Annotated in this window: 12 protein-coding genes; 10 read left to right on the forward strand and 2 right to left on the reverse strand. The window is 55.2% G+C overall.

Annotation, left to right across the window (positions count from 1 at the left end; translation table 11 throughout):
* Positions 1-69: 69 nt before the first annotated feature.
* The 7 genes from fabF to ptsG all read left to right on the forward strand — a co-directional run bounded on the left by fabF (position 70) and on the right by ptsG (position 7,538).
* The gene (fabF, locus tag NMC31_RS03420; RefSeq protein WP_253896967.1) at positions 70-1,311 is read left to right on the forward strand and encodes a beta-ketoacyl-ACP synthase II; all 1,242 of its coding nucleotides are present in this window, start codon (positions 70-72) and stop codon (positions 1,309-1,311) included.
* Between the two features lie 141 nt (positions 1,312-1,452).
* A complete protein-coding gene (gene pabC, locus NMC31_RS03425) occupies positions 1,453-2,262 on the forward strand; it encodes an aminodeoxychorismate lyase (RefSeq protein WP_253896968.1) in 810 nt (269 codons plus the stop codon).
* A 1-nt stretch (position 2,263) separates the two neighbouring features.
* A complete protein-coding gene (yceG, locus tag NMC31_RS03430) occupies positions 2,264-3,286 on the forward strand; it encodes a cell division protein YceG (RefSeq protein ID WP_253896969.1) in 1,023 nt (340 codons plus the stop codon).
* Entirely contained in the window at positions 3,276-3,917 is a 642-nt protein-coding gene (tmk, locus tag NMC31_RS03435) for a dTMP kinase (RefSeq protein ID WP_253896970.1), read from the forward strand. Before yceG ends, tmk begins: the two co-directional genes overlap by 11 nt.
* On the forward strand, positions 3,914-4,918 hold the full coding sequence (gene holB, locus NMC31_RS03440) for a DNA polymerase III subunit delta' (protein ID WP_253896971.1): 1,005 nt from the start codon (positions 3,914-3,916) through the stop codon (positions 4,916-4,918). The genes tmk and holB overlap by 4 nt, the downstream gene beginning before the upstream one ends.
* A gap of 10 nt (positions 4,919-4,928) precedes the next feature.
* Positions 4,929-5,723, forward strand: coding sequence for a metal-dependent hydrolase (locus tag NMC31_RS03445; protein WP_253896972.1), 795 nt, complete (start codon positions 4,929-4,931; stop codon positions 5,721-5,723).
* 381 nt (positions 5,724-6,104) lie between these two features.
* A complete protein-coding gene (gene ptsG, locus NMC31_RS03450) occupies positions 6,105-7,538 on the forward strand; it encodes a PTS glucose transporter subunit IIBC (RefSeq protein ID WP_253896973.1) in 1,434 nt (477 codons plus the stop codon).
* A 106-nt stretch (positions 7,539-7,644) separates the two neighbouring features.
* On the opposite strand, the gene mfd is transcribed toward ptsG, so the two are convergent.
* Positions 7,645-11,091, reverse strand: coding sequence for a transcription-repair coupling factor (gene mfd / locus NMC31_RS03455; RefSeq protein ID WP_253896974.1), 3,447 nt, complete (start codon positions 11,089-11,091; stop codon positions 7,645-7,647).
* Between the two features lie 143 nt (positions 11,092-11,234).
* Positions 11,235-12,302, reverse strand: a complete 1,068-nt coding sequence (locus NMC31_RS03460) for an acyltransferase family protein (RefSeq protein ID WP_253896975.1) — start codon at positions 12,300-12,302, stop codon at positions 11,235-11,237.
* A gap of 299 nt (positions 12,303-12,601) precedes the next feature.
* Between NMC31_RS03460 and lolC the strand changes: the two genes are divergently transcribed.
* Genes lolC through lolE form a run of 3 tightly spaced genes read left to right on the forward strand, consistent with a single transcriptional unit; the run spans position 12,602 to position 15,739 of the window.
* Positions 12,602-13,801 (forward strand): lipoprotein-releasing ABC transporter permease subunit LolC, encoded by a 1,200-nt coding sequence (lolC, locus tag NMC31_RS03465; RefSeq protein WP_253896976.1) that lies wholly within the window; start codon positions 12,602-12,604, stop codon positions 13,799-13,801.
* The gene (gene lolD / locus NMC31_RS03470; protein ID WP_253896977.1) at positions 13,794-14,495 is read left to right on the forward strand and encodes a lipoprotein-releasing ABC transporter ATP-binding protein LolD; all 702 of its coding nucleotides are present in this window, start codon (positions 13,794-13,796) and stop codon (positions 14,493-14,495) included. Before lolC ends, lolD begins: the two co-directional genes overlap by 8 nt.
* Positions 14,495-15,739 carry a lipoprotein-releasing ABC transporter permease subunit LolE gene (gene lolE / locus NMC31_RS03475; RefSeq protein ID WP_253896978.1) on the forward strand — a complete coding sequence of 415 codons (1,245 nt, stop codon included), beginning with the start codon at positions 14,495-14,497 and terminating at the stop codon, positions 15,737-15,739. The genes lolD and lolE overlap by 1 nt, the downstream gene beginning before the upstream one ends.
* The last annotated feature ends 2 nt before the right edge of the window (positions 15,740-15,741 follow it).

A 15,741-nucleotide genomic window follows, 5' to 3' on the forward strand; every position in this document is an offset into this window, starting at 1 on the left:
CATTCGACCGCCTGAGTTTTATCTTTTTTTCCCAACGAATCTTATTTATTCCCTCCCTGGAGGACAACCGTGTCTAAGCGTCGTGTAGTTGTGACCGGACTGGGCATGTTGTCTCCTGTCGGCAATACCGTAGAGTCTACCTGGAAAGCTCTCCTTGCCGGTCAGAGTGGCATCAGCCTGATCGACCATTTCGATACTAGCGCCTATGCAACGAAATTTGCTGGCTTAGTAAAGGATTTTAACTGTGATGACATTATCTCGCGCAAAGAACAGCGCAAGATGGATGCCTTCATTCAATATGGAATTGTCGCTGGCGTACAGGCCATGCAGGATTCTGGCCTTGAAGTGACGGAAGAGAACTCAACCCGCATCGGTGCCGCTATTGGTTCCGGTATCGGTGGTCTCGGCTTGATCGAAGAAAACCACAGTTCGCTTGTAAAAGGCGGACCGCGTAAGATCAGCCCGTTCTTTGTTCCATCCACAATTGTTAATATGGTGGCCGGTCATCTGACCATCATGTTTGGTTTGCGTGGGCCAAGTATCTCTATCGCAACGGCTTGTACTTCAGGCGTACATAACATTGGCCATGCGGCTCGCATTATTGCTTATGGCGATGCCGACGTGATGGTGGCGGGTGGCGCAGAAAAAGCCAGTACGCCGCTCGGCGTGGGTGGCTTTGGCGCAGCGCGTGCACTTTCTACTCATAACGAAAACCCGCAGGCGGCGAGCCGTCCGTGGGATAAAGAGCGTGATGGCTTCGTGCTGGGTGACGGTGCAGGTATGGTGGTACTTGAAGAGTACGAGCATGCGAAGAAACGCGGCGCGAAAATCTACGCTGAAGTTGTCGGCTTTGGTATGAGCAGCGATGCTTACCATATGACGTCACCGCCGGAAGACGGTGCAGGTGCTGCGCTGGCGATGGTCAATGCACTGCGTGATGCAGCGCTTGAACCGGGTCAGATTGGCTACGTTAACGCACACGGTACATCGACGCCGGCGGGCGATAAAGCGGAAGCGCAGGCTGTGAAATCTGTCTTCGGCGATGCTGCCAGCCGCGTAATGGTGAGTTCCACGAAATCCATGACCGGTCACCTTTTAGGTGCGGCGGGAGCGGTAGAATCAATCTACTCCATCCTCGCGCTGCGCGATCAGGCTGTCCCGCCAACCATCAACCTGGATAACCCGGATGAAGGTTGCGATCTGGACTTCGTTCCTCACGAAGCCCGTCAGGTAAGCGGAATGGAATACACCCTGTGTAACTCCTTCGGCTTCGGCGGCACCAACGGTTCGTTGATCTTCAAAAAGATCTAACGCTGACGGCGGGCCCGCTCGCTGACAGAAAGACCGTTTAAGAAGGCCCGCTTTGCGGGTCTTTTTTTATCTTCAGTTTTCTCTGCTTGTCCTGTACTACTCATCCTGCGACACTATCCGCCCACCGAAAAGGAGCGCCTTATGTTCTTGATTAACGGCCTGGAACAGGACACCCTCGCGGTCAACGACAGGGCTACCCAGTTTGGCGATGGCTGTTTTACAACGGCCCGCATCGAGCAGGGCCGCATATCTTTACTCTCTGCCCACCTCGCGCGCTTACAGCTTGCCTGCCAGCGTTTAAGCATCGCCTTCAATGACTGGACGCTCCTTCAAGAGGAAATGTGCCAACTGGCGGCCCAACAACAGCAGGGCGTGCTGAAAGTTATTATTAGCCGCGGCACGGGCGGCAGAGGCTACAGCGGTGCGGCGTGTGTCTCCGCTACGCGTATTCTTGCCACGTCCGCATCACCTGCTCATTACGCACGCTGGCGCAAGGAAGGCATCACCTTAGCATTCAGCCCGGTACGTCTGGGGCGCAATCCCTATCTCGCCGGGCTGAAACACCTTAACAGGCTGGAACAGGTGTTGATCCGCTCTCATCTTGAGCAGACGGACGCTGAAGAGGCGCTGGTTCTTGACAGCGAAGGGTGGGTTACGGAATGCTGTGCGGCTAACTTGTTCTGGCGCAAGGGGCAGGATGTTTTTACACCGCGTCTTGATCAGGCGGGCGTGAATGGGATCATGCGCCAGCATATTATTGCGCAGCTTGCCGCATCGCCTTACACGCTGATTGAGGTGGTCGCGCTGCCGGAAGCGTTAGCCGATGCAGATGAAGTGTTAATCTGCAATGCGTTGATGCCGTTAGTGCCGGTGCAACACTACGCCGGGTTCGATTGGCCGTCGCGCGAACTTTACCAATATTTAGCCCCATTTTGTGAGTTGTCTGATTAGCATGAAGAAATTGTTAGGCGTTATTTTGATACTGCTGGTAGTGATGGCTATCGCTGCGGGCATTGGCGCGTGGAAAGTTCGTCAACTGGCGAACAGCACGCTGTTAATTAAAGAAGAGACCATTTTCTCCCTCAAAGCTGGAACAGGCCGACTGGCGCTGGGCCAACAGCTTTACGGCGAAAAAATCATTAAACGTCCGCGCGTGTTTCAGTGGCTGCTACGGCTTGAGCCGGAGCTTTCTCACTTCAAAGCCGGGACCTATCGCTTTACGCCATCGATGACCGTACGCGAAATGCTGCAATTGCTCGAGAGCGGCAAAGAGGCGCAGTTCCCGCTGCGCTTTGTTGAAGGTATGCGGGTGAGCGATTATCTGCGTCAGCTGCGCGATGCGCCGTATGTGAAGCATACGCTGGCGGACGACAGTTACGAAACCGTCGCAAAGGTGCTTGAGCTGGAGCATCCGGATTGGGTGGAGGGCTGGTTATGGCCCGATACCTGGATGTACACCGCCAATACCAGTGATGTGGCGATTCTCAAACGTGCGCACCAGAAAATGGTGACCGAGGTCGATAAGGTCTGGGAAGGGCGTATGGAAGGGCTACCGTATAAAGACCAGAATGAACTGGTGACCATGGCATCGATTATCGAGAAAGAGACGGCCGTCGCTGAAGAGCGCGATCGTGTGGCGTCTGTTTTTATCAATCGCCTGCGTATTGGTATGCGTCTGCAAACCGACCCGACCGTGATTTACGGGATGGGTGAGGGTTATAATGGTAAATTGACGCGTAAAGATCTGGAAACGCCGACGGCTTACAACACCTATGTCATTGCCGGCATGCCGCCGGGGCCGATCGCGGCACCTGGGGAAGCGTCGTTGAAAGCAGCGGCGCATCCGGCCAAAACGCCGTATCTCTATTTTGTTGCTGACGGCAAAGGCGGCCACACTTTCAATACTAATCTGGTCAGCCATAACCGCTCAGTGCAGGACTATCTAAAAGCCCTTAAGGAAAAAAATGCGCAGTAACTATATCGTCATCGAAGGTCTGGAAGGCGCAGGGAAAACCACCGCACGCGATGTAGTGGTAAAAACCTTGCAAGAACTGGGCATCACGGATCTGGTTTTTACCCGTGAGCCGGGCGGGACCGTCCTTGCTGAAAAACTGCGTAGCCTGGTGCTGGATATCAAATCTGTCGGTGATGAAGTGATCACCGATAAAGCCGAAGTCTTAATGTTTTACGCCGCGCGCGTACAATTGGTGGAGACGGTCATTAAACCGGCGCTGGCGAAGGGGGAGTGGGTAATTGGCGATCGCCACGATCTCTCCACCCAGGCGTATCAGGGCGGCGGACGCGGTATTGATCAACACATGCTGGCGACGCTGCGCAATGCGGTGCTGGGCGATTTTCGACCGAACCTGACGCTCTATCTGGATGTTACGCCGGAAGTGGGCCTGAAACGCGCCCGAGCCCGTGGCGACCTTGACCGTATTGAGCAGGAGTCGCTGAACTTCTTCAATCGTACCCGGGCGCGCTATCTTGAGCTGGCGGCGGCAGATGATAGCATTCGCACTATCGATGCGACGCAACCATTGCAGCAGGTCATGAGCGACATCCGCCAGACGGTTATCGACTGGGTTGCGGAGCAGCAGGCATGAAATGGTATCCGTGGCTACGTCCCGCTTTTGAACAGCTGATTACCAGCTATCAGGCCGGTCGAGGCCATCATGCGCTGCTGGTGCAGGCGCGCGTTGGTATGGGCGAGGAAGCGCTGGTCTATGCGTTGACGCGCTATCTGATGTGCCAGCAACCTGATGGCCATAAAAGCTGCGGGAAATGCCATAGCTGCCAGTTGATGCAGGCCGGTACGCATCCGGACTATTACGCGCTTGCGCCAGAAAAGGGCAAGAGCACGCTGGGTATTGATGCGGTGCGTGAGGTCAGTGAGAAGCTGTACGAGCATGCCCGACTGGGCGGCGCGAAAGTGGTGTGGATTGCCGATGCGGCGATCCTCACAGAAGCCGCCGCCAATGCGTTGTTGAAAACGCTGGAAGAGCCGCCGAAAAATACCTGGTTCTTCCTCGCCTGTGAAGATCCCGCGCGTCTGCTGGCAACCTTACGCAGCCGTTGTCGTCTTTTTCATCTCGCACCGCCGTCTGAACAGTACGGTTTAGCCTGGCTGGAACGAGAAGTGACAATGTCACAAAATGAATTGCTGGCAGCGCTCCGCCTCAGCGCCAGCGCGCCTGCGGCGGCGCAAACGCTGCTTCAGGAAGAGATCTGGGCATCCCGGGCAAAACTGTGTCAGGGGCTCTCTGCTACCCTTAGCAGCGGTGACTGGCTGGTGTTGCTGCCGTTACTGAATCATGAAACGGTGGCCCAGCGTTTGCACTGGCTGGCATCGCTGCTGCTTGATGCGCTCAAACAGCAGCAGGGTATCAGCGCGATTGTGAACGTCGATTATGGCGCGTTGGTGCAGCAGATCGCCCATGCGATAACGTCAGCGCGACTCCAGGCTATCGTGGCGGATATCTGTTCCTGTCGCGAACAGTTGCTGAACGTGACGGGGCTGAACCGTGAATTGATCCTCACCGAGCGCCTTCTGCGCTGGGAACATTACTTGCAACCTGGTGCGGTACTGCCGGTATCGCATCTCTAAGAGAGACATTATGTTTTTAGTCGACTCGCACTGCCATCTTGATGGCCTCGATTATGAAAACCTGCATAAAGATGTAGATGACGTGCTGGCCAAAGCCGCCGCACGCGATGTGAAATTTTGTCTGGCTGTGGCCACTACCTTGCCCGGTTATCGTGGCATGCGCGATCTGGTCGGTCAGCGGCCTGGCGTAGTTTTCTCCTGCGGCGTACATCCCCTGAACCAGGATGAAGAATACGATGTAGAAGAGCTGCGCCGTCTGGCGGCAGAAGAGGGTGTGGTCGCCATGGGCGAAACCGGGCTCGACTACTATTACACACCGGAAACAAAACCCCGTCAGCAGATCTCCTTCCGCCAGCATATCCAGATTGGTCGCGAACTGAACAAACCGGTTATCGTTCATACGCGCGAAGCACGTGTTGATACGCTGGCGATTCTTCGCGAAGAAAAGGTGACGGATTGCGGTGGCGTACTACACTGTTTCACAGAAGACAGAGAAACCGCAGGTAAGTTGCTGGATATGGGGTTCTATATCTCTTTCTCGGGGATTGTGACCTTCCGTAACGCTGAGCAACTGCGTGATGCCGCGCGTTACGTGCCGTTGGATCGTTTGCTGGTTGAAACGGATTCGCCGTATCTGGCGCCGGTACCGCATCGCGGTAAAGAGAATCAGCCCGCGATGACGCGTGATGTTGCAGAGTATATGGCCGTTCTGAAGGGCGTTACTGTTGAAGAACTGGCGCAGCAGACGACACAAAACTTCGCCAGTCTCTTCCATATTGACCCCGCCCGCCTGCAACTTCCCTGATTTCTCAGCTTATTTTAAAGCTCGTAATTAATAATCAAAGCGAGTAAAGTTCACCGCCATTAAAATGGCGGTGGATGGAGTTTTTGTAACATTTGGCAATCAGTTATGTAAAGTTACATAAGTATTTCATCTGTCGCTCATTGAAACGTGATAGCCGTCAAACAAAGTTCAGGGTATTTATTTTACTCTGTGTAATAAATAAAGGGCGCTTAGATGCCCGTTACACGACGAGGTTACTCCCCCCTCGTTAATGCGTGAAAACGTAGAAAAAATACACAACATCATTCTTGTTGCGTCAGCTGGCACCGTAACTGCCGCTAACGCAGACGTAGCCCGAAAGGTGGTGTGTAAAAGCACAAATACTCAGGAGCACTCTCAATTATGTTTAAGAATGCATTTGCTAACCTGCAAAAGGTCGGTAAATCACTGATGTTGCCAGTATCCGTACTGCCTATCGCAGGTATCCTGCTGGGCGTCGGTTCTGCAAACTTCAGCTGGCTGCCAGCCGTCGTTTCCCATGTTATGGCGGAAGCGGGCGGTTCCGTTTTTGCCAACATGCCGCTCATCTTCGCTATCGGTGTTGCTCTGGGCTTCACCAATAACGACGGTGTTTCCGCTCTGGCTTCCGTTGTCGCCTACGGCATCATGGTGAAAACCATGGCTGTGGTTGCGCCGCTGGTCCTGCATCTCCCGGCTGAAGAAATCGCCGCGAAGCACCTGGCGGATACCGGTGTTCTCGGCGGTATTATCGCCGGTGCGATCGCCGCGTACATGTTCAACCGCTTCTACCGTATCAAGCTGCCTGAGTATCTGGGCTTCTTCGCCGGTAAACGTTTCGTTCCGATCATTTCTGGTCTGACCGCAATCTTTATGGGCATCGTGCTGTCCTTCATTTGGCCGCCGATTGGTACCGCTATCCAGACCTTCTCTCAGTGGGCTGCTTACCAGAACCCGGTTGTGGCGTTTGGTATCTACGGCTTCATCGAGCGCTGCCTGGTACCGTTCGGTCTACACCATATCTGGAACGTGCCTTTCCAGATGCAGATTGGTGAATTCACCAACGCAGCAGGCCAGGTGTTCCACGGTGATATCCCGCGTTACATGGCCGGTGACCCGACCGCGGGCAAACTGTCCGGTGGCTTCCTGTTCAAAATGTACGGCCTGCCGGCTGCAGCGATTGCTATCTGGCACTCTGCTAAACCGGAAAACCGTGCAAAAGTGGGCGGTATCATGATCTCCGCGGCGCTGACCTCGTTCCTGACCGGTATTACCGAGCCGATCGAGTTCTCCTTCATGTTCGTTGCGCCGATCCTGTACATCATCCACGCGATTCTGGCGGGTCTGGCATTCCCGATCTGTATCCTGCTGGGTATGCGTGACGGTACGTCGTTCTCTCACGGTCTGATCGACTTTATCGTTCTGTCTGGTAACAGCAGCAAACTGTGGCTGTTCCCGATTGTCGGTATCTGCTATGCGATTGTTTACTACACCATCTTCCGCGTGCTGATTAAAGCGCTGGACCTGAAAACGCCTGGTCGTGAAGATGCAACCGAAGACAGCAAAGCTGGCGCAACCAGCGAAATGGCACCGGCTCTGGTAGCCGCTTTCGGCGGTAAAGAAAACATCACCAACCTTGATGCCTGCATCACTCGTCTGCGCGTCAGCGTGGCGGACGTCGCGAAAGTTGACCAGCCTGGGCTGAAGAAACTGGGCGCGGCAGGTGTGGTTGTTGCGGGTTCCGGCGTTCAGGCGATTTTCGGTACTAAATCCGATAACCTGAAAACCGAAATGGATGACTATATCCGCAATAACTAAGCTCGGTTGAGCGACGTTGGGGAGAAGAAAAGGGGAGCCGAATGGCTCCCCTTTTTGCAACCTGAGGTGCCTGACGCGCTGTGCTTATCAGGCCTGCCATTTAGCATTATGCGATGGCGTTCTCTTCTAACTGACTCATAAACTGTCGCACCCAGTCCATACGCGCTTGACGCTCGCTCAGGTCCTGGAAGAACTTCAGCCGTGTCGGACCGTCCAGACGATAGTGCTGCGGCTGTTTCTGCAACAGACTAATCAGCCAGCTTGGGTTCACATGGTTTTTCTCCGCGAACTCAATCACGCCGCCTTTCTCGTTGCCTTCCAGCTTACGAATACCCAGTTTCTGTGCCTGTTGGCGCAGACGCGCGATATCCAGCAGCGTGCGCGCTGCATCGGGCAACAGACCAAAGCGGTCAATCAATTCCACTTTGATCTCATCCAGCTCGCTCTCGCTTTTCGCACTGGCGATACGCTTGTAGAAGGAGAGACGCGTATTCACGTCGGGAATGAAATCGTCCGGCAGCAGCGACGGCATACGCAGCTCCACTTCCGTTTGCTGGCTGGTGAGATCTTCCAGCGACGGTTCACGGCCTTCTTTCAACGCATCGACAGCGTTTTCCAGAAGTTCCATATAGAGCGAGAAGCCAATGGTTTCCATCGAACCACTCTGATCTTCGCCAAGCAGTTCACCCGCGCCGCGAATTTCGAGGTCGTGGGTCGCCAGCGCGAAGCCAGCGCCGAGATCTTCCAGCGAAGCAATGGCTTCCAGACGTTTCTGCGCATCGGTGGTCATCGCTTTTGGATGCGGTGTCAGCAGCCACGCATAGGCCTGGTGGTGTGAACGCCCCACACGGCCACGCAATTGGTGCAGCTGCGCCAGACCGAAGTGATCCGCCCGTTCAATAATGATGGTATTGGCGGTCGGAATGTCGATGCCGGTCTCGATGATGGTCGTACAGACCAGCACGTTGAATCGCTGGTGATGGAAATCGTTCATCACGTGTTCCAGTTCGCGTTCGCGCATCTGACCATGGCCTATCGCGATGCGCGCCTCCGGCACCAGTTCGGCCAGTTTATCCGCTGTTTTCTGGATGTTTTCGACATCATTGAACAGATAATAGACCTGACCACCACGCAGAATTTCACGCAGAATGGCTTCACGAACCACCAGATTATCGTATTCACGCACGAAGGTTTTGACCGCCAGACGACGCGCCGGCGGCGTGGCAATAATTGACAAATCACGCATGCCGCTCATCGCCATATTCAGCGTACGCGGGATTGGCGTGGCGGTGAGTGTCAGGATATCCACATCGGCGCGCATCGCTTTAATGCGTTCCTTGTGGCGAACACCGAAGCGGTGCTCTTCATCAACGATCAGCAAACCTAAATCCTTCAGCTTCACATCGTTTTGCAGCAGCTTGTGGGTGCCGATCAGAATGTCGATTTTGCCTTCCGCCACCTGTTCCAGAATTTGTGCCTGCTCTTTGGCGCTGCGGAAGCGGGAGAGCATTTCAATGCGCACCGGCCAGTTGGCAAAACGGTCGCGGAAGTTATCGTAGTGCTGTTGCGCCAGCAGGGTAGTCGGCACCAGCACGGCCACCTGTTTGTTGTTTTCGACGGCCAGGAATGCGGCGCGCATCGCCACTTCGGTTTTACCGAAGCCCACGTCGCCGCACACCAGACGGTCCATCGCCAGAGGCTGGCACATGTCACTTAACACAGCATTAATGGCCTGCGCCTGATCCGGCGTGGTTTCGAACGGGAAGCTATCGCAGAATAGCTGATACTGTTCACGATCGTGTTTAAAGGCAAAGCCTTCTTTCGCTGCGCGCTGAGCATAAATATCAAGCAATTCGGCCGCGACATCACGCACTTTCTCAGAGGCTTTTTGCCGGGCGCGCGCCCAGGCATCGCCGCCCAGTTTATGCAGCGGCGCGTTTTCTTCGGCACCGCCTGCGTAGCGGCTAATCAGATGCAGTGAGGAGACCGGCACATACAGTTTGGCCTCGTTGGCGTAGGTCAGCATCAGGTATTCGCCTTTGATGCCGCCGGCCTCCAGCGTGGTCATTCCCGCATAGCGCCCAACCCCATGTTCCAGGTGTACCACCGGCTGGCCGATATGCAGCTCGGCCAGGTTGCGGATCAGGGTATCCGGATTAATGGTGCGGCGGGAGTCCTGGCGACGTCGTGCCACGCGCTCGCCCAGCAAGTCGCTTTCGCAAATCAGCGCCCGGTTATTTTGCGTGTCGATAAACCCGTGCTCCGCCGCGCCAATCATCAGATAGCGCCCGGCATCCGTCGCTTCATCCAGCCGCAAAATGCGTTTTGGCGACAGCTTTATGCGCGCCAGCAGCTCGCCTAACGCTTCACGACGGCCTTCACTCTCTACGGAGAAAATCACCGGGCCGGTAAACGATTCCAGGAAGCGGCGCAGGTTATCCAGCGGCGCTTTGTTTTGCGCCTGAATGGCCAGCTCGGGTAGCGGCTGATAGCCCAGGTTGGTATTGGCGGCTTTCTCTGCCAGATGCTCTGTTTTGAGCTGAATGCGCGGCCATTTTTTCAGTTCGCTGTTAAGCTCGTCCGGGCGTAGCCACAGCAGTTCCGGCTCAAGCAACGGGCGCATCGGGTCAACGCCGCGATTCTCGAATCGCGCCTGTGCATCGGCCTGGAAACGGGTAGCGCTGGCGTCGAGATCGCCGGTGTTCACCAGCAGCGTATTGTCCGGGAAATAGCTGAACAGCGGCGGCAATGGTTCGCTAAAGAACAGCGGCTGCCAGTACTCGATCCCCGCTGGCAGCGTACCTTTACTCACCTGTTGATAGATATGCTCGGCGTCGCGTTTTACATCGAACTTATCGCGCCATTGGCTGCGGAACAGCTCGATGGCGGTTTTATCCGTCGGGAATTCGTGTGCAGGCAGAAGATTAATGGAATCGACTTCTTCCAGCGTGCGCTGGCTGTCCGGGTCGAACACGCGCAGGCTGTCAATTTCATCATCGAAGAAATCGAGACGATACGGCTGCTCACTGCCCATCGGAAAGAGATCGAGCAGCGCGCCGCGCGTGGCGTACTCGCCGTGCTCCATGACCTGATCCACGTGGCGATAACCCGCGCTATCCAGTTGCGCGCGCAGGGCATCGCGTGACAGACGCTGGCCTTTTTTCATCATCAACGCGTGGCCGTGCAGATAACTGTGTGGGCAAACGCGCTGCATCAGCGTGCTTACGGGCACAATTAACACGCCGCGCTGCATCATCGGCAACTGGTAAAGCGTTGAAAGACGGGACGATATAATATCCTGGTGCGGAGAAAAACTGTCGTACGGCAGCGTTTCCCAGTCGGCAAGGTTCATCACCAGATTATCGGTAAACTGACTGATTTCATCGTGCAGCCGCAGGGCATTCTGCATATCCGGCGCAATCAGGATAACCGGGCCGGCATGACGTTCGGAAATCTCCGCGACCAGCGTGGCGCAGGCCGCACCGGTCAGTTCCCCCAGTTGACGCTGATCGCCAGCTTTGGTGGGTAGGGCGTAACGGGCTAGTTCAGGCATAGCGGGGCACGTTCTCCAGAAACCGCAAAGTGACACGGTAAAAATATCAATTTATTACGCTTATTATCCGTGATGGCGGCGGGAGTGCAACTGCGGAAAATCGAGGAGAGAAAACGCCAGGCCCGGAAGCCTGGCGCGAGGGGTCAGGACGTCGCCAGCGCACGTTTTGCTGGCGGGCTAAACAGCAGGTCGTCCGTCAGACGGCGCGAAATCTGGCGTACTAAAAGACCAAACAGTGTGCACACGAAAAGGCTTAGCAGCGGGTAAGCAAGCAGCAGCGCCAGTTCGCTGGTCGCCGTGAGCGCATGCCCGTTTACCTGTTTGATGAGTACCAGGCTTGCACCTTCGACCAGAATACGGTGCGTGGTGTAGATGGCGATGGTGTTTGAACCGACAACGTTCAGCCAGTTATTTTCGCTCGGTGGAATAACCTGACTGGCTCGCCAGAAGAGTTTCATGATGACGAAAATCGACAGCAGCGCCATCAGCAGTGGAATGCCTTTGAAGTAGAGCGCCACGGCGGCAAGTGCGAAAATCAGAAGCGGAACAAACGCCTTACGCGGCAGCGCTGTCGTCAGCCAGGTCATCACCGCCGTGCCGTACCACGCGCCCAGCGCATAATAGATAACGTTACGCAGCACGCTGTTCATGCCCCACCACGGTAGCGGCAGGTAGTTGATTGCCACGCTGAGGACGGCTAACGCGACAAGTAGCGGCGCCTTCGCGCGCGCAAACAGTTTGCAGAACACGAAATAGACGACCAGCGCGTAGAGATACCACAGGCTGGTGCTGGCGGTGAGCATGCCATACAAAAACTCGCCGGGGTTATCGGCGTAGGCTGCGTTGGCGGCATTACCAAGGTCACGCTCAGGCGCCAGCCAGCCGTTTAACTGGCGCAGTGCCAGCCACTGCAGCAGCCCCCACAGCGCCAGCACATAGACAATATGCCAGATGCGTTTATCCACGCAGCCTTTCCACGGTACTTCGGCCACATAACGCTGAATAAGAAAGCCCGAGATAAAGAAAAACACCGGCATGCGGAACGGGGCGAGGTATAAATTAAAGTAGATCCAGCATTTCGAGAGCGTCTCTGACCCGGGATGCTGGAACGCAAAGAGATGCGGATAGAAGGTTATCACCGAGTGATACACCACCACCAGGCAGATGCATAACCCTTTTATCTGGTTGATCCATAATGTTTTTTGTTGCATGTCGCCTGTGCCTTCGTTGCCATAAAATAAGGCGTTATCCTGAAGGCCGTAAAAGGGGATGTAATGGGTAACAGTCTGTATTCAGACCATTTTCAGAAAAGGATCAGGTAACAACCAGGCGTCGTTTTCCACGTTGTTACGTAAATCAATCGTCTGTTTTATCTGCGAATCTGAAATCATTTGCTTGATTTTTAGGAATATTTTAACCCGGCAATGACGAAAACTTACTGTTTCACTCATTTACGCTCTTTGCTTTCGCTTATATACTCATGCCTCTGCTATCAGCAAAGACGGATTACATGTATCAACCTGTCGCACTATTCATTGGCCTGCGTTATATGCGTGGGCGCGCAGCGGACCGTTTCGGTCGCTTTGTTTCCTGGCTGTCGACAATCGGCATTACCCTTGGCGTAATGGCGCTGGTTACCGTGCTTTCGGTGATGAACGGCTTTGAACGTGAGCTGCAAAACAACATTCTGGGGCTGATGCCTCAGGCCATCCTGACCGCTGAAAACGGTTCCCTCAATCCTCAAACGTTGCCTGAGAAAGACGTCAAGTTGCAAGGCGTCACGCGCGTTGCGCCACTCACTACAGGTGATGTCGTGCTGCAAAGCGCGCGCAATGTCTCGGTTGGCGTGATGCTGGGGGTGGATCCCGCACAGAAAGATCCGCTGACGCCGTATCTGGTCAACGTCAAACAGAGTGCGCTGGAAGCGGGTAAATATAATGTCATTCTCGGTGAACAACTGGCGGGGCAACTGGGTGTTAACCGCGGCGACCAACTGCGGGTGATGGTGCCGTCGGCCAGCCAGTTTACGCCGATGGGCCGTGTTCCGAGCCAGCGTCTGTTTAATGTCATCGGCACCTTCGCCGCAAACAGCGAAGTCGATGGTTATCAAATGCTGGTCAACATTCAGGACGCCTCGCGCTTAATGCGCTATCCGGCGGGGAATATCACCGGCTGGCGTCTGTGGCTCGATAAACCATTACAGGTTGATACTCTCAGCCAGCAAACGTTGCCGGAAGGCACCAAATGGCAGGACTGGCGCGAGCGTAAAGGTGAGCTGTTCCAGGCCGTGCGCATGGAGAAAAACATGATGGGGCTGCTGCTAAGCCTGATCATCGCGGTGGCAGCCTTCAATATCATCACCTCGCTGGGGCTGATGGTGATGGAGAAGCAGGGCGAAGTCGCCATTCTGCAAACCCAGGGGCTGACGCCACGTCAAATTCTGATGGTCTTTATGGTTCAGGGCGCCAGCGCGGGCGTGATTGGTGCGCTGCTTGGCGCCGTACTGGGCGTGTTGCTCGCCAGCCAGCTTAACAATTTAATGCCGGTAATCGGTGCGTTCCTCGATGGTGCGGCGCTGCCGGTGGCCATCGATCCAATGCAGGTTATCGTGATTGCGCTGGTGGCGATGGCGCTGGCGTTACTCTCTACGCTTTATCCTTCCTGGCGCGCTGCCGCCACTCAACCCGCTGAGGCTTTACGTTATGAATAAGATCCTGTTGCAATGCGACAACCTGTGCAAACGCTATCAGGAAGGCTCTGTGCAAACCGACGTGCTGCACAATGTGAGCTTTAACGTAGGCGAAGGCGAGATGATGGCGATTGTCGGCAGCTCCGGCTCCGGTAAAAGTACGCTGCTGCACCTGCTGGGCGGGCTTGATACGCCGACCTCCGGCGACGTTATTTTTAGTGGTCAACCGATGAGCAAGCTCTCTTCAGCGGCTAAGGCTGAACTGCGTAACCAGAAACTCGGCTTTATCTATCAGTTCCACCACCTGCTGCCCGATTTCAGCGCGTTAGAAAATGTGGCAATGCCACTGCTTATCGGCAAGAAGAAACCAGCGGAAATCAACGCGCGCGCGTTAGAGATGCTGAACGCCGTCGGGCTTGGGCATCGTGCCCGCCATCGCCCGTCGGAACTCTCTGGCGGCGAGCGCCAGCGTGTGGCGATTGCCCGTGCGCTGGTCAACAACCCGCGTCTGGTGCTGGCGGATGAACCGACCGGCAACCTGGATGCCAAAAACGCTGACAGCATTTTTAAACTGCTGGGTGAACTGAACCAGTCCCAGGGGACCGCGTTCCTGGTTGTCACCCATGACCTGCAACTGGCGAAACGCATGGGCCGCCAGCTTGAGATGCGCGATGGCCGTCTTACCGATCAACTCTCCCTGATGGGAGCAGATTGATGGCCCCGTCACTCTCCCTTCTGATTGGCCTGCGCTTCAGCCGCGGGCGTCGCCGCAGCGGCATGGTGTCGCTGATCTCCGTGATTTCCACCGTCGGTATCGCGCTGGGGGTTGCGGTGTTGATCCTCGGCTTAAGCGCGATGAACGGTTTTGAACGCGAGCTAAACAACCGCGTGCTGGCCGTGGTGCCGCACGGACAAATTGAAGCGGTAAACCAGCCGTGGACCAACTGGCGCACCATTCTGCCGCAAGTTGAAAAAGTAAACGGTATCGCGGCTGCGGCACCTTACATCACCTTCACCGGGCTGGTCGAAAGCGGCAGCAATATGCGCGCGATTCAGGTGAAAGGTGTTGATCCTGCGCAGGAAAGTCGTTTAAGCGCGTTGCCGAAATTTGTGCAGGGCGAAAGCTGGAGCGACTTTAAGGCGGGCGGTCAGCAAATCATCATCGGCAAAGGTGTGGCGGATGCGCTGAAGGTGAAGCAAGGTGACTGGCTAACCATCATGATCCCGAACGCCAATGCGGAACACAAGCTGCTGCAACCCAAACGCATTCGTTTGCATGTTTCCGGCATTTTGCAGCTTAGCGGCCAGCTCGATCATAGCTTTGCCATGATTCCATTGCAGGATGCGCAGCAGTATCTGGAAATGGGTGACAGTGTCACGGGCATCGCGATTAAAGTAAACGACGTCTTTAACGCCAACAAACTGGTCCGTTCGGCAGGCGAAGTGACCAACAGCTATGTCACTATTCAGAGCTGGATTGGCACCTACGGCTATATGTACCGCGATATCCAGATGATCCGCGCGATTATGTATCTGGCGATGGTGCTGGTGATCGGCGTGGCCTGCTTCAACATCGTCTCAACACTGGTGATGGCGGTGAAAGATAAAAGTAGCGATATTGCGGTACTGCGCACATTGGGCGCAAAAGACGGGCTGATCCGCGCAATTTTCGTGTGGTATGGTTTACTCGCTGGCCTGTTAGGTAGCCTGCTCGGTGTGGTGATTGGCGTGCTGTGTGCGCTGAATCTGACGCCGATTATTAAGTGGATTGAAGGTGTTACTCGCCATAAATTTTTGTCTGGCGATATCTATTTTATCGACTTCCTGCCGTCAGAACTTCACTGGCTGGATGTCGTTTATGTGCTGGTCACCGCACTGTTGCTGAGTTTGCTGGCGAGCTGGTATCCGGCTCGCCGCGCCAGCCGTATCGACCCTGCGAGGGTGCTCAGTGGCCAGTAATT

Source organism: Pseudocitrobacter vendiensis (genome assembly GCF_943590815.1).
GTDB classification, from domain to species: domain Bacteria; phylum Pseudomonadota; class Gammaproteobacteria; order Enterobacterales; family Enterobacteriaceae; genus Pseudocitrobacter; species Pseudocitrobacter vendiensis.